This window comes from Actinomycetota bacterium, assembly GCA_040757835.1.
Taxonomy (GTDB): domain Bacteria; phylum Actinomycetota; class Geothermincolia; order Geothermincolales; family RBG-13-55-18; genus SURF-21.
In genome coordinates this window covers 79297-101788 of record JBFLWJ010000012.1, presented here as the reverse complement: position 1 = coordinate 101788, position 22492 = coordinate 79297, and the positions used below count along the sequence as shown (strand labels likewise).

The window sequence follows — 22492 nt, the reverse complement described above, 5'->3', positions numbered from 1 at the left end:
ATATGCTAGTTTCAGCATTATGCTGAAACTATATCATATACTGAAACATTAAGCAAGGCATCTCTATCCGGCTTCCTCGAGGACAATAAGTGGGGATAGGTCTTCCAAGGGCCTTAACGCCCACCAAAGCAATAGAAGCCGGGCCTCGTGCCCGGCTTTTTTCCTGCCGTTAATATTATGGATCTAGCCTGCAAAAAGACCGATGTATTGATTGTATCAAAAGCGTCTGTTGCTCCGGGCCTGGAGGCCCCAAAGCTTACGCGGGAAGGGTGAAGCGGAAGGCCGAGCCTCCGCCTACACGGGGCTCGCACCAGATCATGCCCCTGTGGGCCTCCACGATCTCCCTGGCGATATACAGCCCCATGCCCATGCCGGGGATGGAGTGGTGCTGGGCGTCCTCCACCTGCACGAAACGCTGGAAAACCAGCTCGCGGTAGTCCTCTGGCACCCCTTCTCCCCGGTCAAGGACGGACACCAGCACCTCCGAATCCCCTCGTGATATCCCTATCTCGACGGGCGCTTCGGGCGGCGAGAACTTGACGGCGTTCTCCAGCAGGATAATGAGCAGCTCCGCTATCCTCTCGGGGTCCACGACAATGGTAACCGGCCCGTCGGGAGTGTCGATCCCGAACTCGTTTCTTGCGCCACCCCGACGCAGTTCATCCACCACTTGCTCGACGAGCGTGGTAAGCTCCGCATCCCGCTTCTCTATCCTGAAGCGTCCCCGCTCGATGCGGGAGAGGTCCAGCAGGCCCAGCGCCAGCCTGTTGAGGCGATCCGCCCCGTGGTCTATGGCGTCAAGCATGTCCTTTATCTTCTCCTGGTCCAGCCGCTCCCAGAGATCCCGCAGGCTAAGGGCGTAGCCCTTCATCAGGGTCACGGGGTGGCGCAGCTCGTGGGAGGCGATATCGATGAAATCCTTCATTTCCTCCTCGCGGGCCAGCCTCTCCTCCTCGATGGCCGTGGCCCGGGCCAGAGTACCTAGAAGCTCTGTCTCGTCGTGGGAGAAACTCCTCCTGAGGGTATCGAAGACGGAAAGGCAGCCCATAGTCTTTCCCTCCAGGACCACCGGGTATCCCAGGAAGGACCTGAGTCCGTATCTCCTTACGTAGGGATCGCTTTCCGCGTAGCTAGTGGCGTCCAGGTCCTCGATAACCAGGGGTGCACCGCCTCCGCTTATAACCTCGTAGCAGATGTGGTCCTCAGGCTTGCCTACGGGCCTGGGCGCCTCCCCCGGCGCAGTGGAGAGAGCGCAGATCAGCCTCCCCCTCTCTATTCTGCAGTAGTTGACCAGCTCCGCGCCAAGGATCTCCCGGGCGGCCGCTATTATCCTCTCCAGGTTGGCGATGAGGTCCGCCCCCAGGCTGAGGAAGAGGCGATTGATGCTCTTCAGCGCTTCCGTGGCCAGGTTCTGTTCGGTTATATCGCGGGTGTTGGCAACGATGCCCCTGACAACCGGGTCATGGAGCAGGTTCCTCGCCACCGTCTCCTGGACTCTCCATGTCCCGTCCCTGTGCCTGGCACGGTATTCCAGGTGGATCTCGCTTCCAGGGCTCCTAGTCATACCGGAAAACGCCTCCATGGCCTTTTGCCTGTCCTCGGGGTGGATGAGGTCCAAGGAATTTTTCTGCATCAGCTCCCCGGGCTCGTAGCCCATCACCCGCTTCACCGATGGGCTTATGTAGCGATGGCTTCCTTCCTCGTTGAGTACGGAGAAGAAGTCGTAGGCGCTCTCGACCAGCTTACGGTGATACTCCTCGCTCTTGCGCAGGTTTTCTTCGGCCTTCTTTCGCTCCGTCACGTCGTCGTAAACAGCGACTATCTCTCCGCCCGGGAGCCTGTAGACGTAGTTGTCTCTCCATCCCGTTATCCTCTCATCACGGTATTGGGCAAGGGGGAAATGCTCGGGTTCCCCCGTCCTCCACACCCTGCGGAAGACCTCGAGAAGACCGAACTCCTCAACCCCCGGGAAGGCCTCCGTAACCCTCCTGCCGACGACGCTCCCCCTTGTTACTCCCTCTATCCTCTCACCCGCCCGGTTGAAATCGACGAACACGAAGTCCTCCCCGCCTTCGACCGCCTCGTACATCGCCACCCCGCTGCTCATGTTCTCGAACAACTCCCGGTACTTCTCCTCGCTCTCCCTTAAAGCTCCCTCGATCCGTCTACGCTCGCCGATATCTATGACCACCGAACGGCTGGCGATGACATTGCCGTCTTTATCCTTCAAGGGGTTTATGGAGAGGAGGCCGTGAGCTATGGCGCCGTCCTTCCCGATATAGACTAGCTCCTCATTCTCCACCGGGACGCCCTGTTTGAACCGCTCGAAGATCTGCATGGCTTTGGGCACGGATTCCTCGGCATAGAGGTCTAATACCTTGAGCTTGCGCAACTCCTCCGCCGTATAGCCCAGAAAGCTCTCAGCGGCCTTGTTGCAGTCCAGTATACGTCCATCCGTACCGATGGAGAAATATGCCACGGGCGCATTCTCATACAGGTCCCTGTAGCGCGGCTCCATCTCCTGCGCCTCTCCGTGCCCACGGCACAAGAAGCGGCTCCACGTCCGATGCGCTACCTCCGCAAACCATGACTTGTCCTCGGTACAGCCCCCCATATGCATCACCCGTAAATATCAAACGCCGCGTTTCTAGACTGATGAAGGAGTGAGATCCCGCCGCTCTTCCATTAGCATGACCATAACCTAATTATACCCGCTCGTCCGAAAGGTCAGCCTGCGGTTGTCCCGGTAATCTAAGCGAGCAGGCCAAGTCCTGAACCGGGCCTGTTGCCAAACTCAGTATCGCGGAGTTCTCGGAGAAGACCACTTCCTCGTGCAGGCCCGAAACCTATTGGCTTCTAACGTGACACCTCCGAACTGCCAGCGCTACTATCCATGCTCAACCTCCAGAGAAGTCCCATTCGGACGGATATCGAGGCGGTATCGCCTGGCGGACCAACCGGCGACCGCAATGGCGTACCCCGGAAGTACCTAGTGGCTTTCCTCCGCCACGCTCATGGGACCTGCATTTCCTGCCTTACGATAGCATTCCCCTGCCCGAATTCGGTCGTGCAAAACGTTAAAGCTGCAGCCGGCTCGCATTCCCTTGATACTCTATCCCGTTCTGGCGCCGGGGGTTGCCGTTCCGGCGATGTGCGGGAAAGCCTGGGTGGAAGCGGTGTGGGCCCACACAGGTCCTTTCCTTGCATTGCTCGATCATACTGTTGCGACAGGAGGAACAGAGAGCGAGCACCTTGCACGCCCTGAAGATGCGGGAGGGCCTTGCAGGGAAGATTTCCTTGCTTCGTCTTTAACCGCGATGTTTGTCCTTTTTATTCGCCTTATCCTTGAGAAACGCTAGTTCCTTTCTTAGTACAGCTATCTCTTCCTTCAGGTCCTCTACCTCTTTCTTCAGGCTCAGGATAATGTTTATACCCGCCATATTTACGTCATCGACTTCGATAAGCCCCTGTATGTCCCTCAGCCGTTCAAGCTGATTCTCGGAATAAAGCCGTGTGTTGCCCCCGGTCCTCTGTGGCTCTATTAGCCCCGCCTTCTCATATCGTCTCAATGCACTCGGATCACAACCAAGAAGCCGTGAGGCAACCCCTATGCTATATAGCGGAGTGTCTTCATGGCCCTCCAGCAGCCGCGCCTTGCGGCTTGTCGTCCCCTCCTTATTTATTGCCATATAATATGTATAGAATATAGATATAAATTTGTAAATATTAATAATAAAATATGACATTATTAATGAGATAATATATTATCTTGGCATCGTAGACAATCGTTTTGAAAGTGCCGGCTTGGAGGTGATTGACGATGACGAAACCCAAACGTTGTCATCGCTGCGGAAGCGCGGGTTCGATAGAATTCGATATGTGCCAGGTCTGCTATGAGGACCATTCTTTGAGCCATAAGAGGGTGCAAGAGCGAATACGGCGGCTGCCCAAGGAATCGGAGACGACGATTTACGGAATGAATCGCAACGGAGACTCCCGGTGGAGTGCTGAAGCTTTGAGGCGGAAGGTCAAAGCGGGATGAGACAAACAGTTGAAGAACCGGGTTCTTTATCTCACACGGAAAGCGGTACCATAGTCGCGCTTCATGGTGAGTTGGACCTGTCAGCCCGGGCGGAATTCGAAGCAACATTAGCCGCGGCGCTTGAATCCGGGGACGGTTTTCGCAGTCGACCTCAACCAACTGGATTTCATGGATTCGCAGGGAATACATATGCTCTCGAGGATGAGAGACAGGACAAAGGGATCTAACCTCCGCTTCTATCTTATCTGTGCTAACGGCCCCTGCTTCAAGGTGCTCAAGGCTGCGGGAGCGCGAGATGGATCCTACCAGGGCCAGGAGCATTTCATTGCGGATCTTTCCATGGAGAGACCAAGGCCACCATCGCTGCCTCCCGATAATTGCCCCCGGAGGTATTCCTCGGGGGGCATTGGCACTCGATGATCCCCAGGACCCTCGAAGCTTTCGCGTTACTTGTCGAGGGCGTCGCGGTCTCCGCCGCTCATCCCCGCCAGGTAGCGCACCAGCTTCTTGCGGGACTCTATATCATACTGGGTGGTGATGGCGATCTGCTCCATGATGGGCGAACCGCCGCCGTGGTAGTTCCCGATGTTCACGATCCCGCCCGTTGCCGAGCACATGAGGTCGCCGAGGTACCGCCAGAACTGCGCCTGGTCCTCCGCCGGGACGTGCGGGTTGCGCTTGGTGTACTTCAGCAGCAGCTCGCCGGTCTCCGGGTTCTCGAAGTCCTTCTCGTGGGGGAAGGTGGCCACCACGCCGCCCGCGATATCGCAGAGTATCTCCGATTCGCGCCACACCGCTTCGCCGGTGAGGCAGCGGCCCACGTTACAGTAGATGGAGTTGGGGATGTAGGAGCCGGGGCCGTAGGGCATGAACCCTACCCCCGGGATGTAGACCTCGGGCTTGCCCAGGTCCGACGCGGTGTAGCCCGCTGCGTAACCAAGCTCGCTGGTGAGGATGATCTCAGCCAGCTTCTCCCGCACGTGGGGCTGCTTGTGGATGTTGTTCATCTCCGCCGCCAGGGCTGCCGTCCCCAGGATGACATCGCCGATGGCCGGCTTGCACCCCGAATAGGAATGGCGGTGGAAGAGTGCGAAGAGCAGGGCCAGGGCGCCGCCGTGCACGTATTCGCCGGCCAGGAAGACCCTCTCCCATGGGACGAAGCAGTCCTCGAAGATGAGGTAAGAGTCGGTGGCGCCGGGGACGAACCCCCGCTTGTATACCTCCCGCGGCCGCAGGTTGTGGATGGTCACCACGTGCTTCAGGCCTTCCCAGTCGCCGGGGACCGCGAAGGCCACGGCGTAGTCCGCGTCTTCAGGCCTGAGGGCGCGGGTGGGCAGCACCAGGATCTCGTCGGCCACCGAGGCCTCGGAGATGTGCAGTTTGCAGCCCTCTACCACGATGCCGTCCGCCAGCCTCTCCTTGATGTGTACGTAGGCGCCGGGATTGGGCTGGTCGGCCGGGCGCAGCATGCGGTCGCCCTTGACGTCCGTCTGGGCGCAGCACCCCACCAGGTCCTCGTCCTGGAAGCGGACGAGCCATTTCTTGAAGTTTTCGTGGTACTCGGTGGTGCCTTCGTTTTGCTTGTCCGCCTCGTAGGAGGCGTTGTAAATGGCGTTGGTGCCGTCGATGCCCATGCAGCGCTGGATGCATCCCCCCACTTTCTGGCACAGGAAGCGGGTCATGTCCTGCTTCTTGTGCAGGTCGTCGGTGTTCTGGTGGATATGGGTGAAGCGGTTGATGGTGTGGCCGGTGAGGTGGGAGGTCGCGGTCATGAGCTCCGCGTTCTCCGGCTTCTCCGCCTCGTCGAAGGTGGTTCCGATGACGTTGAGGCAGTCCATCTGCAGCTCGCAGTCGCGGTCGATCTTCTCGCCGTTAAAATAGACGTTGCGCCCCATCTTCGCGAGGCCTTCGATATACTGTTGCTTGGTCCTCATGGTCGTTTCCCTCCTTGATTCTCCGCAGGCATGCGCCGACTCTAAGAGATCATTACAACTTCTATCCTAGCGTGCCGCATGCGAAATGGCATTGATAATTTGCCCGGGATATGCACGCCATGTCGCGTTGTACGCGGTGACCAGGGGCACTCAAGAGGGCAGGGAGAAGATATCATCTATGGGCTTGACGGGGCTCGCTACTCTCCCGCTTTGAGGGGCGGGTTCATGGATACTCATGCCTGAGCCGTCAGGCCGAACAGTTCCTTAGCGTTCAACCCCAGTATCTTTTCCTGCTCCGCCTGCGTCAGGCCCAGGTCGTGGCGGACGATGTCTATGTGTTCCGCGGGCGAGATGGGAATGGGGCCGTAGTCGGTCCCGAGCATGACATGGTCCACGCCGAAGACCTCGATGGCGTGCCTGATCCCGGCGGCATCGAAACCCATGGTGTCCGCCCACAGGTTTTCCCTAACGTATTCTCTTGGCGCCCTGATATTCTTCGGCTTCTGGTACTCCGGGATCCCATCGTATCCAAGGCGATGCCCGAACTCCAGCCGCGACAGGCACATAGGAAAGCCGCCCCCCATGTGGGCCAGGATGATCCGCAGCTGCGGGAAACGGTCGAACAGCCCCGTCATGATCATCAGCGATGCACAGAGGGCTGTCTCTGCCGGTCTGGCGACCGTCTCGTCGAACTTGTAGCGGTCCATCCACTCCCAGCCGTAGCAGAGCATGGCGGGATGGACGTATACCGCGATCCCCATGTCATTGACGTATTCCCAGAACTCGAAGCACTCGACGGTGTGGGGGAAGAGGCGATCGGTGGTGCCGTAGCTGGTGTCGATGGCCAGAGCTTTGAAGCCCAACTCATCGATGCACCTCGCGGCCTCCTCAACCGCTTGGGCACCGTCGTGAGGCCGCACCGTCCCATAGGGAAAGACGATGTCCGGGTAGCGGTCGCGGATCTCGGCCATGGTGTCGTTATGCACCCTCGCCGCTTCGATGGCCGGCATGCCCATGACCTCATAGGCGATGGTCACGACCATCGGCATATGGAGCATGACGTGGGTGAGCCCCGCTTCCGTGCATGCCCGCATGTGCTTGTCGACGTCGACCATGTCCTGTGAGGTCGCGAAGGTAATGCCGCGCCATTTCACGGTCGCGGGCAGCGCACTCGCATCCACGATCCCCGCGGTGACGGCGCCGCTTATGAGGTCGAGCGGAAGAACATGGTTCTGTACGTCAACGATGAAGCTCTCTGCCATAACCCCTCCTTGTGCTTTGAGCGGACGGCCTATCCGCCGCGCGTCTTAGAGAAGATCTCGTCCAGGGTGTCCAGAAGCTGGTCAACGGTATAGCCCTTATCCAGGTTGAGCAGGAGCGGCGCCGTCTCCAGCCAGCCCACCAGCATATAACTTGCGATCTCCGTGTTGACCCCGGGTATCATTCCCTCTTTGATGGCCTTGTTGATGTCCCGCTGCACCGTCTTGGCGATTGAAGCGTATATCTCCTTGCGCTTGGCCTCCATGCGTGGATCGTCCTCCATAGTGCCATGCAGCACGTGCAGGATGTCGAGGAACTCGGGGTGGTATTTCAAGACCGCCTCGCCCCTCATCCTCATGCGCTTCAGGGGATCCTGTTCGTGCTTGATCTCCTCCCACACCCCGCTGAACATGGTCTGGAAGACCTGGTCCACGCATTCCATGAACATGGCCTTCTTGGAGGGGAAGTAGAGATAGAAGGTACTGTGTCCCAGGCCCACGGCACGGGTGATATCGCTGATGCGGGTGTTGTGGTACCCCTTGCGGGCGAAGACCTCCACCGCCTTTTCCATGATCTGGGCCTTCTTATCCGCGGAAGGAGCCGTCTCCACGGTGTCCTGCTCCTTCCATCCCCGGGAACCGTCCTTCATATCCCTGATGAGGGTGAGAGGATATCCCTCCTCCTGCAGGTCGCGGATGCGGCGCAGTTCCTCGACGTGCCCGGCGTCGTAGTAGGCCATGGTCTTCCCGGTACGCCGCGGAGGCGAGAGCAGCCCCTCCCGCAGGTAGTAGTGGATGGTGCTGCGGCCCACGCCCGTTATCCTCTCCAGGTCGGATATCTTGAGCGGCCGTCCCTCGTCGGGACTCATGGCAAACCTCCGTAACTATTGAGTAAATGTGTAGTAATAATAAAACCAAGTCAACAATATGTCAATAGTGGGACCACAAAATGGCGCTTGCAATTTGCTCTTAAATACAACTATAATATCGGCATCGTGCGAAAATCAAGCTCTATCTATTGACAATATATTATCGAGTATGGAATGACTCGTCATTCCCAGAGGGGGTGAGAGGAATCGGGCTGATATATGGTTTATCCCTTGTCGTTACGGTATCGAGAGCGGAAAGGAGCTGATAAATGGGCAGCGGCGAGTTCGCCATCATAGGCACCGGCGAGGTGCCCTGCGGCAATTACCCCGAGCGCTCGGAGTTCGAGATCGCGTACACCGTGGCCCGGGATGCCATCCGCGATGCGGGGATCGACGCGGGCGACGTCGGGGCGGTAGTGTGCGCACAGCACATCATGTCCAACCCGGACAACGACTACAACACCGAGATGGTCTTCGGGAGGCTCCCCGAGGCTATCGGGGCCAGGGGTTGCAAGATCACCTGCATGACCTCCTCAGGCGGGGCATCCAGTTTCTCGCTCAGAAAGACGGCCGAGGGCATCCTGCACTCCGGGGAGACGGACACCGTGCTGGTGGTTCACGCCCAGCGCTTCAGTACCTTCACCCCCAACGAGCAGGCGAGGTATTTCTCCATCGCCGGCTCGGACGTGGAGTGGGAGGTCCCATACGGGATGACCTACAACGCGCTGGCGGCGATGATCACCCAGGCCTACATGAACATAACCGGGACCACCATCGAGCAGGTGGCCGCGGTGTGCGTGGCCAACCGCAAATGGGCCATGCTGCAGCCCAACGCCATGTTCAACCAGAAGGAGATCACGGTGGAGAAGGTGGTCAACGCGCGCATGGTCTCCTACCCGCTGACCACCCTCATGTGCAACGTGCTGGGGGACGGAGGGAGCGCCTTCGTCATGACCACGGCTGAGAAGGCGAGGAAGGTGTGCGACAGACCTGTTTACGTGCTCGGCGAGGCCTCCGACTACTCGCACCGCACCATCACGCGCGCGGGGATGAAGGACTTTGCCACCATGGCCGAGTACCTTTCCCCCATCGCGAAAGCGGCTTTCGAGCGCAGCGGCCTGGGGCCCGAGGACATGGACATCTACCAGGTCTACGGCTCTTACCCATGCATCCAGCTCATCATCATGGACGCCTTGGGCATCTGCGAGCCGGGAAAGTCGGGCGCCCTGGTGGAGTCCGGAGAGACCTCGCCCGGCGGCAAGTACCCGGTGACCACCAACGGGGAGGCCCTGTCCTTCGGGCATACAGGGACCGGGGTGGGCATCGCCCTGCTGGTCGAATCCATCAGGCAGCTCCAGGGCAAGGCGGGCAAGGCCCAGGTGGAAGGGGCGAAGTTCCTCATCGAGAACACCGGCGGCGGCGCTTTCATGGACTGCCACTTCACCGTCCTGGGCAGCGAGATACCTGGATAAGCGAGGAGAGGAGGCGCAAGATGAGCCAGTACGAGACCATAGACATCGAGGTCATCAAGGGGATGATGAACCTTACCGACGAGGACCTCAAGAAGCCCCTGCCCATCCCGACCAAATGGTCCCAGCCCTTCTGGGACGCCGCCAAGGAGCACCGCCTGGTGCTGCGCAGGTGCAGCGCATGCGAAAACATCGACCATCCCCCTTACCTCTACTGCACCGCCTGCCAGGCTGACGGGCACGAGTGGATCGAGGCCTCCGGCAAAGGGAAGCTTTTCGCCTATGCCGTCAACTATTTCGGCGTGCCCTTCCCTTTCTGGTCCGACCTGCCCTACGCCCTGGGCATGGTCGACCTGGCGGAGGGGGTGCGCATGATCTCCAACATCGTGGAGTGCGACCTCGAACAACTGCAGAACGGCATGGAGCTGGAGGTGGTCTTCGACGACGTCTCGGATGAGATCACCCTGCCCAAGTGGCGGCCGGTACGGAAATAGCGGCGGAGCATCGGGAGGTATAAACACATGGCAGAGAAGAAGGCGGCCAAGAGAGCGGAGAAAAAGGAAGAGTTCAAGCACCTGCTCTCGCCCATCGAGATCAAGGGGGTGGAGCTGAAGAACCGCATCGCCCTGGCCCCCATGAACACCCTCTTTTCCATGGACAACCGCGGCTATGTCAATGAGCAGATCCTGGCCTACTACGCCGCCCGCGCCAAGGGGGGGTGCGGCCTCATCATCACCGAATGCGTGCTGGGCACGCGCCTGGCGGCACATTATCCCTTCTCCACAAACTTGCACCTGTACAATCAGTCGTTTATGGCCGGCCTGGCCGAACTGGCGGAGACGGTGCACGCTTTCGAATCCCGCGTCTTCATCCAGATGTCCATCGGCTTCGGCCGCCAGGGGCACGCCCTGGACGGACGGCACCCGCCGGCGCCCTCGGCCATCCCCATGGAGCTGTCGCCCTTCCATATGCCCAAGTCCTTTCCGCCCGCCGTCGCGAAGCACCCCCAGGCGCTGCAGGCGGCCCAGGGCCACATCCCCTACGAGATGAGCATCGACGAGATCAGGCGGGAGCAGGACGAGTTCGCCAACTCCTGCCGCTTCGCTGTCATCGCCCAGTTCGACGGCATAGAGCTGCACGCCCCCCACGGCTACCTGGAGCACCAGTTCCTCTCCCCCCGCTCCAACAAGAGGACCGACCTCTACGGCGGCAGCTTGCAGAACCGCATGCGCTTCCTGGTAGAGGTGTACATGAAGGTCCGCGAGGCGGTAGGCCCGGACTTCCCGGTGGGCATGCGCATGTCCGCCGACGAACACATGCCCGAGGGCTTCACCCACGCGGAGGCGCTGGAGGTGGCGCGGATAATGGGCAGCCTCGGCATCGACTACTTCCATCTCTCCGACGGCTCCTACGAGGCGCTGAGCTACTTTTTCCCGGACGAGGACGGCACCATGCTCGCGGAGTCCGCGAACTTCAAGAAGGAGCTGTCCGTCCCGGTCATGTGCCCGTCCATCCATGACCCCAAGGCCGCGGAGAAGGCGATAGCCAGCGGCAAGTGCGACATCGTCTCGCTGGGGCGCCAGCTTTTCACCGACCCGGAATGGGGCAACAAGGTGGCGGAGGGGAGAGCGGACAAGATCGTACGCTGCCTGCGCTGCAACGAGTGCCTGCTGCGAGCGAGCGTAGGCATACCGGTGCGTTGCATCAGGAACCCCAACACCGGGCGGGAAAAGTATATGCCTGAGTACTGGCGGCCGCCGGTTAAAACCACTCCGATCCTGAAGACGAAGCTGCCGCCCAAACTCTGGGACTACTTCCCCGAACATCAAGGGAGGTAGGAGAGTATGCGTCGCGTAAGCGACAGCGACGCCCCGAGGGCGGCGCGGCGGTGTCCCAGGCCTTGACACTTCCGAGCGTCGAGGCCTGGGACGTGTACGCCCGCAATATAGAAGGAGGTTCGATATGGCCGAATACAACTCAATCCTCTACGAGATAGGAGGGCCGGAGGGCGCCGTCTGCACCATCTCCATGAACCGCCCCGACCACCGCAACGCCATCAACGTGGAGATGGCCGAGGAGCTTCTAGACGCCCTTACGCATGCGCGGGGCGAGAAGGGAGTGAAGGTGGTGGTCCTCACCGGGGCCGGCAAGTCCTTCTGCGCCGGCGGCGACCTCTCGGTCTTGCCCACCTTCAACCATTATTCCGTGGTGGACTGGATGGGGCGCACCGGACAGGACATCGTCCGGGCTATCACCGAGAGCGAGAAGGTGGTGGTGGCCAAGGTGAAGGGGCACTGCATCGCCGGCGGCCTGGAGCTGGCCCTGGCCTGCGATCTAATTTACGCGAGTGAGCGGACCAAGTTCGGCGTGACCGAGATCACCATGGGCATCCTGCCGGGCTGGGGGGGCACGGTGCGCCTGGCCAGGTGCCTGCCAATCTTCCGCGGGCGGGAGATCCTGCTCACCGGGCGCAAGGACTACACCGCGGCCGAGATCTACGACATGGGCCTGCTCACGCGGGTCTATCCCGACGACGAGTTCGACGCCCGCGTGGACGAGATGGTGGCGGTGCTCTGCGCCAACCCCGCCGATTCACTGCGCATGGGCAAGGCGGTGCTCAACTATTCCTTCCAGGGAATGCCCTGGGATGCGGCCATGGCCATCGAGCGCGAGTCCATCGCCTGGCTCTTCCATTCCGACCACACCACAGCCCTGCGCAACATGGCCCTGCAGGCCCTGGAGGCCATGAACAAGCGGGAGCAAGGAGGATAACTGATGGATTTCGCTTTCACGCAAGAGCAGGAACTCATTCGCACCGCGGTGCGCGAGTTCTGCGAGAAGGAGATAACCAGCGAGAAGGTCCGCGAGTGGGAGGAGACCCTCGATTTCATGCCCCAGGAGGTCTGGGACAAGGCCGCCGCCATGGGGCTCTTCGCCGCTTCGGTCCCCGAGGAGTACGGCGGCGATGGCGCCGACATGGTCACCGCCATGGTCGGCTTCGAGGAGATATCCAAGGCGTCCACGGCGGTGGCCCTTGGCGTCGGGGCGACCATCGGCTTCGGCACCAGGCCGATCGTGGAACTCGGGAGCGAGGAGCAGAAGCGGGAGTTCCTGCCCCGCATCGCGGAGGGCAAGCTCAAGTTCTCACTCGCTTTGACCGAGCCCGCGGGGGGCACCGACATCCTGGGGGCGATATCTACCTACGCCGACTCCGACGGGGACGACTTCGTCATCAGCGGGCAGAAGATCTATATCACCGGCGCGCACGTGGCGGACTACCTGACCACTGTGGCCATAACCGACCGCGAGAACCCCAAGCGCGCGCACGCGCTCTCGATCATCCTGGTACCGGCAGATACCCCGGGTATAGACATCCGCATCATCCCCAAGGTGAGCACGCACTGTTGCGGCTCCTGCGAGGTCTTCTACGACAACGTGCGGGTGCCGAAGAGTAACCTGCTGGGCACGTTCAACAACGGCTGGTACGACGTGCTCTCCACCCTCAACCCCGAGCGCATCGGGGTGGCCATGATCTCGGTGGGGCTGGCGGAGAAAGTGTTCGAGGAATGCCTCGCCTACTCCAAACAGCGCGAGGCGTTCGGCAAACCTATCGGGCAGTTCATGATCATCCAGCACTACCTGGCGGATATGGCGGTCGGCATCGAGAACGCGCGCAACCTGGTCTACAAGTGCGCGTGGCTGGCCGATACCGGGAGGCCTTACCACATCGAGGCGACCATGGCCGGGCTCTACGCCTCCCAGATGGCGCTCGACGCCGCGACTGTGGGCATGGAGATATTCGGCGGCTACGGGGTGACCATGGAGGCGGACATCCAGCGCTACTGGCGCGACTCGCAGCAGATGGTCTTCAGCCCCATCTCCAACGAGATGAGCAAGAACTTCATCGCGCAGTGCTACGGCCTGCCCAAGTCGTTCTGACCTGAAACCGGACGGTCCTTTCGCAGTCCGAAAGGGCGCATTGTGAGAAGGCGGCGCCGGGATGGCGATCTCGCCTGCTGTAAGGTACTGGAAAGGCCTGCACAGCGTCGGACATCAGAGGCGCGGATGCAGCGCGGGGCAGCAGTGCCTTGGAAATATGAAGGGGGATGAAATGAGTTACGATGCCTTGTTCGAGCCCATCAAGATCGGGGACGTGAAGATCAAGAACCGCGTGGCCATGGCGCCGATGAACATGGTCTACTCCGCTCCCGACGGTTTCAACTCCGAGCAGTGGACCGCCTGGTATGCGGCCAGGGCCAAGGGCGGTTTCGGCCTGATCATCACCGACGCCACGGTGGTCAACCCCAACACATGGCGCGGATCGGACCATTTGAACTGCCACCTCTTCACCGACGAGCGTTACGGACGACTGTTGGGGATGATGGCCGACACCATCCACGCTTTCGGCTCCAAGGTCTTCATCCAGCTCAGCCCCGGCTTCGGGCGCCAGGGCCACGCATCGGCGCGCGCTCCCCACGAGCCCATCGCTGCCCCCTCTCCCATCCCTATCCGCATAGATCTGCGCAACTTCAACAAGGGCTGGATCACCCAGGTCAAGAAACTGCGCCCCGAGCTCTCCCAGATCCTCGAAAGTATCGGTGGACTCGCTGGCTTGCAGTCCCTGACAGACGAGCAGTACGAGAACCTCGAATCGTTGATAGTCCCGGTTATGAAGGTGAAGGACCCCGGAATGATCAAGGTGGTCTACGGCGAGGTCCCACGCGAGCTGGAAGCGCACGAGATCGCTTTCATGGAAGACAAGATGGCCGAGATGAGCATGGAGGCGCTGCGTTATGGCTTCGACGGTGTGGAGATCCACAGCCCCCACGGCTACCTCATCCACCAGTTCCTCTCTCGCCGCTCTAACCTGCGTGTCGATGAATACGGTGGTCCGCTGAAGAACCGCGCGCGGTTCCTGCTCAATATAATCAGGAAGATACGCGACCGCATCGGTCCAGAGGCGGTGCTTGGGGCGCGCTTCTCCGGCGACGAGATGATGCCGGATGGGGTCACCCACGACGAGATGTGCGAGGTGGTAGAGCTGGCGGCCGCCGAGGGCCTGAGTTATATAAGTATCTCTCAGGGCTGTTACGAGAACCCCGGCGCTTTCGCGCCGGACGGCGAGGGGGAGATGACCAAGTACGCGGAGGGCTTTCGGGAGGCCTCGGGTGGACTGCCCATCCTCACGCCCAACTTCATGACCCCGAAAGCCGCCGCGGAGGCGGTGGGCAAGGGACTGACCGACGTGGCGATGCTGGGCCGGCAGGCGATCGCCGATCCCTTCTGGCCGGCCAAGGTAAAAGAAGGGCGCTTCAAGGACATCGTCAAATGCGCCAGATGCAACCTGTGTTACTTAAACCTCTTCGAGCACAAGTGGCTGGAGTGCAAGGTCAATCCAACCGCCGGATACGAGAAGTACCTGCCCGAGCTGTGGCGCGTAAACGCGCCCGCCGTGAAGGAAAAGGTGGACAAGTTCCTGGCCAAGGCCGAAGGCCTGCCGTCGATATAAGGCGTCGCTTGTGTACATGGAAGGAGCAGAGGATGATAACCCTGGCAGATATATCCAGGAAGCATTCCCGCCTCGACCCCGACAAGGAATGCATGGTCTGTGACCAGGTCAGGCTGACCTGGTTACAGTTGAACCAGAGGGTCAACCGTCTTGCCAATGCCCTGGCCGGGCTGGGGGTGGAGAAGGGCACCAAGGTGGCCACGCTAGCCCTCAACTGCCACCGCCTTATCGAGATCTACTATGCCACCTCCAAGATAGGGGCGGTGACGGTGCCATGTAACTTCCGGTTGGCCCCGGAAGAGCTCGTCTACATCATCAACCACTCCGACGCCGAGGTGCTGGTCGTGGACCACAACACCCTGGAGATGGCCGAGGGGTTCCTCGCCCGACTCGAGAACATCCGCGAGCGTATCGTCTTCAGGACCGCGGCGGAGGGCTGGCTGGACTACGAGGAACTCCTCGCGGAGTCCTCCGATGCCGAACCCGTGGTGGAAGTGGACGAGGACGACCTCTGCCACCTGCAGTACACCGGCGGGACGACCGGCCTGCCCAAGGGAGTGATGATCACCCACCGCAACTACATGACCACGGCCATCGGCATGGGCCTGGCGCTGGAGTTCGAGCCCCATTACTCGACCCTGCAGGTGCTGCCCATATTCCATACCGCGTGGTGGCCGGTGCTCCTGCACCACCTCGCCGGGTGCAAGGCGGTGATCTCTCCGCGTTTCGACTTTCAGGAGATACTGGCCACGGCGGAGAGGGAGAAGGTGACCCACATCAACATGGTGCCGGTGCTCTTTTCCTGGCTGCTCGACTTCCCCGATGCCGACAAGTACGACCTCTCCAGCATCAGGTACTTCTCCTACGCCGGCGCCCCCATGCCGGAGGAGGTGCTCAGGCGCTGCATAGCCAAGTTCGGCCCCATCTTCCAGCAGGGGTACGGCCTCACGGAGGCCTCGCCCCTTGGCACCATGCTCATGATGGAGGACCAGTGCCGCCTGGAGGGACCGCCTGAGCTGGTGAGGCGCATCAACTCCTGCGGCCGGGAGTCCCTGGTCACCGAGGTGAGGGTTGTGGACGAGGACGACAACGAGGTGCCACCCGGCGAGATCGGGGAGATCGTCATCCGAGGCAAGAACGTCATGCAGGGCTACTGGAAGGACCCCGAGCTGACCGCGAAGGCCCTGCGCGGCGGATGGCTGCACACCGGGGACCTGGCCGAGACCGACGAGTACGGGTTCATCTACATCGTGGACCGCAAGAACGACATGATCATCACCGGGGGGGAGAACGTCTATCCCTTTGAGGTGGAGCAGGTCCTCTATGAGCACCCCGCGGTCCTGACCGCGGCGGTGGTGGGGGTGAAGAGCGAGAAATGGGGTGAGGAAGTCACCGCCGTCATCTCCCTGAAACAGGGGGCTGAGGCGACCGAGGAGGAGATCATCGCCCTGTGCCGGAATAAGATCGCCGGCTATAAGTGCCCCAAGCGGGTGGTCTTCAAGGAGACGATCCCCACTTCGGCCCTGGGCAAGGTGCTGCGCCGCCAGGTGCGCGAACAACTCGAGTCGGAGAAATGACGCTCGCGGGCAAGGCGGCGGTAGTCACCGGCGGAGGCCGTGGCCTGGGCAGAGCCATATGCCTGGCCCTGGCGCGTGAGGGCGCGAACGTGGTCGTGGCCTCCGACACCGGCTCCGAGAACGAGGCGGTGGCGGCCGAGGTCAGGTCGCAGGGCGCCGCTGCCCTTCCTTATGGCATAGACGTCTGCGACGAAGCACAGGTCAAGGAGATGGCGGAAAGCGCGCTCTCGGAGTTCGGCCAGGTGGATATCCTGGTCTCCAACGCGGGCATCATCCGCCGCGGGCTGCTCATCCATTCCGACTCGGACGAGTGGAAGAAGACCATCGAGGTCATGGTCTACGGCACCTACCACTGCTGTAAGGCTTTCGTCCCGGGCATGGTGGAGCGTAACGACGGTCGGGTGATCGTCATGTCCTCGATCATGGGCAAGCAGGCCAATCCCGCCAACTCGTCCTACGCGGCTGCCAAGCACGCCCTCATCGGTATCACCCGCACCCTCGCCGCCGAGGTCGCCATCATGGGGGCCAGGGGAGTCACCGTCAACGCCATCTGCCCGGGCATCGCGAACACGGAGATGATAACCGGACCGGAGGGCACCTTGACCAGGCTGTCGGAGATGCTGGGCATGTCCCGCGAGGACGTGTGGGAGCAGGTACTGAGGAAGATGAGCCTGCAGGAGCGGCTCATCGAGCCGGAGGAGATCGCCGCGCTGGCCGTCTACCTGGCCTCGGATGACGCCCGCGGCATCACCGGGCAATCCATCAACGTATGCGGCGGCGCGAACATGTTCTGACAGAACGAGACGGGACCTTACAGGGGCGACACGGGGAAGGCAGAAGCCCCGGTATGAGCAGGGGAGGAACGCGCGATGAAGCTGGAAGACAAGGTCGCGGTGGTGACCGGAGGAGGCCGCGGTATCGGGCGCGCCATCTGCCTGGCCTATGCCCGGGAAGGCGCCGACCTCGTGGTGGCCTCGAACGTATCCGGTGAGAACGAAGCGGTTGCAGATGAAATAGGGTCCCTGGGGCGCAAAGCCCTCGCCTTTACCCTGGACGTCTGTGAGACCGGCCAGGTGCAGGCTATGGCGGAGGCCGTCCTCGCTGCATTCGGCAGGGTGGACATACTCGTCTCCAATGCCGGCATCCAGCGGCGCGCCCTGCTTCCCTTCTCCGACGAGGCGGAATGGAAGCGGGTCATCGAGGTGAACATCTACGGTGCCTACCATTGCTGCAAGGCGTTCATGCCGGGGATGATCGAACGCAACTCCGGGAGGGTGATCATCATGTCCTCGGTCTCGGGCAAGATGGCGAACCCCGCCAACTCGTCTTACGCCGTGGCCAAGCATGGCCTCATCGGCCTGGCGCGGTCCCTGGCGGCGGAGGTGGCACGGCTGGGAGCCAGGGAAGTGACGGTCAACGCCATCTGCCCCGGCATCGTGAACACGGACATCATGACCGGTCCGGATGGGAATATCGCCATGCTCTCCCAGATGTTGGGCCTTTCCCGGGAGGAGGTGTGGGACCAGATATACCGACCCATCATCCTGCAGGAGAGGATGCTCGATCCGGAGGAGATCGCGGCCATGGCCGTATATCTGGCGTCGCAAGATGCGCGTGGTATCACCGGCCAGGCCGTAAACGTCTGTGGCGGCATGATCATGCATTGAGGAGGTGGGGATTGAGACTCTCTTTTGTATCGACCGGTTACGGCACCGTGCCCCTGGGACTCTTCGTGCAGGGAGGGGGATGGGGCAAAGTCCGCTTCCCCATCCTCTGCGCGGTCATCGAGCGCGATGAAGGCCTGGTGCTCTTCGATACCGGCATCGGTACCCGCATCGCGGAAGATTTCAAACCACTCCCCCACCGCGGCAACTGGTTCTTCTCCAAGGCGATGATGCGCACGGAGTTCGAGCCCCGGCGGGATGCCCTGGTCAACCAACTGCCGGCGCTGGGCTACGATCCCGCGGACGTGAGGTATGCGATACTGTCTCACCTCCATTGGGACCACGCGGGCGGCATGAGGGATCTTCCCGGCACCCGTTTCGTCGTCAACCGTCTCGAATGGGATGAAGCTACCACGCGCAGGGGCATCGCCGCCGGGGCCTACATCAGGGGACAGTTCGAGGGAGCGGGCCTGGATATCCAGTTGATCTCGACGGACCCGGAAGCGCCATACCTTTCTTTTCCGGCTTCCTACGATGTCTGCGGTGACGGCGACCTGGTGCTCGTGGACGTGCCGGGCCATGCCCCGGGACAGGTGGGCATGGTGGTCAACCTGCCCTCGGGGAGGCGTTTCTTCCTCACCGGTGATTCCTTCTATTTCCCGGACAGCCTGGAGAGGAAGGCCCCCAAGTCGCGGCTGATGCGGGCGCTGGTAAAGGAGGGGCCGGAGAGCGAGGAGACGCTGGAGAGGTTGTGGAATCTCATGAGAGACGAACCGGAGATCGAGATGGTGCCGTGCCACGACTATCGTATTCCCGGCCGTTTCGGGCTGGCACCGTGTTTTTACGAATAGGAAGCTGGCAACAGCGGAGGAGGGAGCGACCAACTTGGAGAGGAAGGTCCTGAGGTCGGCGTGCCGCATGTGCCATGGGGTATGCCAGGTGCTGCTGCACCTGGAAGATGACCGTGTGGTCAAGGTGACCGGCGATCCGGAGAGCCCGGTCAGCCGCGGTTTTATCTGCCCCAAGGGAAGGGCGGCACCCGAGCTTCTCTACCACCCGGAGCGCGTCCTCCACCCCCTGAGGAGAGCCGGCAGAAGGGGCGAGAACAGGTGGGAGCGCATCTCCTGGGACGAAGCCCTGGATGAACTCGCGGCGAGGCTCGCCGCCGTGAAGGATGAGAGCGGTCCCGAGTACGTGGGTCTGGTGCAGGGCACGGGGCGCCCGTACGAGAACCTCTTCAACCGCTTCGCCAACGCCTTCGGCACCCCCAACTACACCGCGCCCGCCCACCTCTGCTACCTGCCGCGCATCATGGTCAACTTCTTCACCATGGGGTTCCCGCTCCTGCCCATCTGCGACGTGTACGGCCTTGGGGGCGAGATGCCGGCGTGTGTGTTGGTCTGGGGCTGCAACATCACCGAAACGGGTGCCTCCGACGGCATGTGTGGACACATGCTGCAGCGTGCCATCAAGGGTGCTAAGAAAGTCATCGTCGTGGACCCGAGGAGGATCGGGCCCGCTGCCGGGGCGGACCACTGGCTGCAGCTCAGGCCGGGGACGGACGGTGCCCTGGTCCTGGCCATACTGCACGTGATCGTCACCGAGGACCTCATAGACCATGCGTTCGTGGAGGACTACACCAGCGGTTTCGACGAGTTCGTGGAGCATGTCCGGGAGTTCACACCCGAGTGGGCCGAGGGGATCACCCGGGTGCGTGCGGAGGAGATAAGGGCGGCGGCTCGTACCTATGCCACGACAAAGCCGGGTTGTATCCAGTGGGGGAACGCGGTGGACCAGAGTATGTGCAACTTCCAGACCTCGCGGGCGCTACTCATTCTGCGAGCCATCACCGGGAACCTGGACCGTCCGGGAGCTGATTTCTTCCCCCCCCAGGTACCGGGTATCCGACACAAGACCCCCTTCGTGGATGTAGCGTTTTCAGGCATGCAGTTCCTTCCCCCGGAGAAGCGTGCGGTGAAGATCGGCGGATTCGACTACCCGGTGATCATGACGGCACAGGCGCCCGCCTTCTGGCGCTCCGTCGTCAGCGGGGAACCCTACCGCATGCGCGCCGCGTGGATCATGGGTTCCAACCCACTGGTCACCTCCACCCATTCCCTGGAGATAGAAGAGGCCCTGCGGAAGCTGGAGTTCGTCGCGGTCTCGGACATGTTCCTCACGCCCACCGCCCAGCATGCGGACCTCTTCCTCTCCGCCTCGACCTGGCTGGAGTACGACGAGATCCATACCAGCGGCGGCCACACCTTCAGCTTGCTGGCGCGGAGGAAGGTCGCACAGGTGGGGGACACCCTGGACGACCAGGAGGTGATCATCCGGGTGGCCAACCGGCTTGGCCTGGAGGAGGCGTTCCCCTGGAAGAGCCACCGCGAACTGAGCGAATGGGTGCTGGAGGGCACGGGCATCGGCCTCGATGAGTTCCTCGAGAGGGGCATCCTCGTCGCGGAACCCCGCTATCGCAAGTACGAGGACCCGGGGTTTTTCATCACGCCCTCCGGCAGGTTCGAGATTTACTGCGGCATCTTGGAGGGGCTGTGCGTGAGCCCCCTTCCCGTGTACCGGGAGCCGCCGCTGTCTCCGCTCTCGACCCCAGAACTCGCGCAGGACTACCCCCTCATTCTGACATCGGGCGCCAAGACACCCTACTTCTTCCACGGGGAGTTCCGTATGATCCCGTCACTGAGGAAGAGGAACGGCGATCCGCTGGTGGAGATCCACCCGCGCACCGCGGAGAGCCTGCATGTAAGTGAGGGTGATTGGGTGTGGGTGGAGACCCCGGAGGGTCGGGTAAGGATGCGGGCCAGGTTGTTCGACGGCATCGCCCCCGACGTGGTCAGCGCCCAGCATGCCTGGTGGTTCCCGGAGGAAGGGCCGCCCGATTACGGCTGGAAGAGATCGAGTGTCAACCTCCTTTTCGGCGATACGGCATACGATCCCGATACCGGGTCCGAATCCCTGCGCAGCGCGCTGTGCAAAGTATATAAGGCATCCGATCCCGTTGGGGCAGCTGAGGGGGAGAACTCCCGGAAATGAAAGGGCCAGGACCATGCGCTTGAGGGAATACCGCGGGCAGTTCGTGAAGTTGCGTCCCGACGACACGGCCGAAGACCGCGTGGCGCTCATACCCAACCTGGAGTACAGGCCGGAGGAGCTGAACCTCTACAGCGAGGTGGACCCCCTGCAGGAGAACGTCCCCCCGCTGCGCGGAAGCAATGCCCTGCGCTATGTGTGGACCCACCACAGGCGGGAAGCCCTCACCGAGATCCTCCCCGCGGCACCAGCCCTGGTCTATATGGATACGCTGCAGGGGCAGGTCGACGCATACATGGTTAAAAAGCACGCGGGAGGCCATCCGGATCCGGCCGGTCTGAAGCGGGACATCAAGGACTGTGCCGCCTCCTTGGGCTTCTCCCTCTGCGGGGTCACCTTACTCGACCGCCGTTTCGTGGTGGAAGGATTCGACCCCGGCTTTCCTTACTCCAGGGCCGTGGTACTGGGGATGGAGATGCGCAAGGACTGGCTCTTGCAGGCGCCCAACTACCGCCTGCGCCGTTACCCCGACTACGACGTATACCGCAGGGCGGGCAATGCCGTGCACCGCCTGGCCAATTTTATCCGCAGGCAGGGAGTATCCTGCTCCGCCCGCGTACCCTTCAACGGCGCGGTCGTGTATCCCGTGCATGCTATCACCGCCGGCCTGGGTGAGTTGGGCGCCTTCGGCGGGGTCACCACCCCGCAGTTCGGCCCCCGCCAGCGCTGGTGCATGATCACCGTGGACGCGGAGCTTCCCCTGGACGAGCCCGCTGACCGCGGCCTGGCGGAGTTCTGCGAGCAATGCCTGCTCTGTGTGGCCAAGTGCCCGGCTAAGGCCATCCCCGAGAAGCCGCTGTGGTGGCGCGGTGTCCGTAAACGCAAGATCAACGACCTCAGGTGCTGGGCCTTCTTCACCGCCTGGCATACATGCGCGGTTTGTATCAATTCCTGCCCCCTGCACCGCTTCGGGCCAGGCGAGGCGCTGGACCATTACGAGAGGACCGGGGAGGTGCTGGGCTACGAAAAGATACTGGCCGAGAGACCCAGGTACCGGAAGACGAAGGACCTGGAGGCACTGTTGGACCTGGTCGGCTAGAGAGGATGCACGAAACCGTATA

The 22492-nt window shown here is 61.6% G+C and carries 18 protein-coding genes; 13 read left to right on the top strand and 5 right to left on the bottom strand.

What is annotated here, in order from left to right:
* Positions 1-256: 256 nt before the first annotated feature.
* A complete protein-coding gene (locus AB1384_10745) occupies positions 257-2518 on the bottom strand; it encodes a PAS domain S-box protein (GenBank protein ID MEW6554750.1) in 2262 nt (753 codons plus the stop codon).
* A 790-nt stretch (positions 2519-3308) separates the two neighbouring features.
* Positions 3309-3689, bottom strand: coding sequence for a MerR family transcriptional regulator (locus tag AB1384_10740; GenBank protein MEW6554749.1), 381 nt, complete (start codon positions 3687-3689; stop codon positions 3309-3311).
* A 473-nt stretch (positions 3690-4162) separates the two neighbouring features.
* On the opposite strand from AB1384_10740, the gene AB1384_10735 reads away from it, so the two are divergent.
* On the top strand, positions 4163-4462 hold the full coding sequence (locus tag AB1384_10735; protein MEW6554748.1) for an STAS domain-containing protein: 300 nt from the start codon (positions 4163-4165) through the stop codon (positions 4460-4462).
* Between the two features lie 26 nt (positions 4463-4488).
* On the opposite strand, the gene AB1384_10730 is transcribed toward AB1384_10735, so the two are convergent.
* From AB1384_10730 to AB1384_10720, 3 genes are all read right to left on the bottom strand, one after another.
* Positions 4489-5976, bottom strand: a complete 1488-nt coding sequence (locus tag AB1384_10730; protein MEW6554747.1) for a 4-hydroxyphenylacetate 3-hydroxylase N-terminal domain-containing protein — start codon at positions 5974-5976, stop codon at positions 4489-4491.
* Between the two features lie 233 nt (positions 5977-6209).
* Entirely contained in the window at positions 6210-7238 is a 1029-nt protein-coding gene (locus AB1384_10725) for an amidohydrolase family protein (protein ID MEW6554746.1), read from the bottom strand.
* Between the two features lie 29 nt (positions 7239-7267).
* Positions 7268-8104 (bottom strand): MerR family transcriptional regulator, encoded by an 837-nt coding sequence (locus tag AB1384_10720; protein ID MEW6554745.1) that lies wholly within the window; start codon positions 8102-8104, stop codon positions 7268-7270.
* Between the two features lie 269 nt (positions 8105-8373).
* On the opposite strand from AB1384_10720, the gene AB1384_10715 reads away from it, so the two are divergent.
* The 12 genes from AB1384_10715 to AB1384_10660 all read left to right on the top strand — a co-directional run bounded on the left by AB1384_10715 (position 8374) and on the right by AB1384_10660 (position 22470).
* Positions 8374-9576: a thiolase family protein gene (locus tag AB1384_10715; protein MEW6554744.1), complete on the top strand. Its 1203-nt coding sequence runs from the start codon at positions 8374-8376 to the stop codon at positions 9574-9576.
* 20 nt (positions 9577-9596) lie between these two features.
* On the top strand, positions 9597-10067 hold the full coding sequence (locus AB1384_10710) for an OB-fold domain-containing protein (protein ID MEW6554743.1): 471 nt from the start codon (positions 9597-9599) through the stop codon (positions 10065-10067).
* Between the two features lie 27 nt (positions 10068-10094).
* Complete coding sequence (locus AB1384_10705; GenBank protein MEW6554742.1) at positions 10095-11411, top strand: NADH:flavin oxidoreductase; 1317 nt, start codon at positions 10095-10097, stop codon at positions 11409-11411.
* 124 nt (positions 11412-11535) lie between these two features.
* Positions 11536-12345, top strand: coding sequence for an enoyl-CoA hydratase/isomerase family protein (locus AB1384_10700; protein ID MEW6554741.1), 810 nt, complete (start codon positions 11536-11538; stop codon positions 12343-12345).
* 3 nt (positions 12346-12348) lie between these two features.
* Positions 12349-13512: an acyl-CoA dehydrogenase family protein gene (locus AB1384_10695; protein ID MEW6554740.1), complete on the top strand. Its 1164-nt coding sequence runs from the start codon at positions 12349-12351 to the stop codon at positions 13510-13512.
* A gap of 172 nt (positions 13513-13684) precedes the next feature.
* On the top strand, positions 13685-15082 hold the full coding sequence (locus tag AB1384_10690) for an NADH:flavin oxidoreductase (GenBank protein ID MEW6554739.1): 1398 nt from the start codon (positions 13685-13687) through the stop codon (positions 15080-15082).
* Between the two features lie 32 nt (positions 15083-15114).
* On the top strand, positions 15115-16659 hold the full coding sequence (locus tag AB1384_10685; GenBank protein ID MEW6554738.1) for a long-chain-fatty-acid--CoA ligase: 1545 nt from the start codon (positions 15115-15117) through the stop codon (positions 16657-16659).
* Positions 16656-17453: an SDR family NAD(P)-dependent oxidoreductase gene (locus AB1384_10680; GenBank protein MEW6554737.1), complete on the top strand. Its 798-nt coding sequence runs from the start codon at positions 16656-16658 to the stop codon at positions 17451-17453. Before AB1384_10685 ends, AB1384_10680 begins: the two co-directional genes overlap by 4 nt.
* A gap of 75 nt (positions 17454-17528) precedes the next feature.
* Positions 17529-18326 (top strand): SDR family NAD(P)-dependent oxidoreductase, encoded by a 798-nt coding sequence (locus AB1384_10675; GenBank protein ID MEW6554736.1) that lies wholly within the window; start codon positions 17529-17531, stop codon positions 18324-18326.
* A gap of 11 nt (positions 18327-18337) precedes the next feature.
* Positions 18338-19174: an MBL fold metallo-hydrolase gene (locus AB1384_10670; protein ID MEW6554735.1), complete on the top strand. Its 837-nt coding sequence runs from the start codon at positions 18338-18340 to the stop codon at positions 19172-19174.
* Positions 19175-19208: 34 nt separating this feature from the next.
* Positions 19209-21374 carry a molybdopterin-dependent oxidoreductase gene (locus AB1384_10665; GenBank protein MEW6554734.1) on the top strand — a complete coding sequence of 722 codons (2166 nt, stop codon included), beginning with the start codon at positions 19209-19211 and terminating at the stop codon, positions 21372-21374.
* 13 nt (positions 21375-21387) lie between these two features.
* Positions 21388-22470 (top strand): hypothetical protein, encoded by a 1083-nt coding sequence (locus tag AB1384_10660; GenBank protein ID MEW6554733.1) that lies wholly within the window; start codon positions 21388-21390, stop codon positions 22468-22470.
* Positions 22471-22492 lie beyond the last annotated feature (22 nt).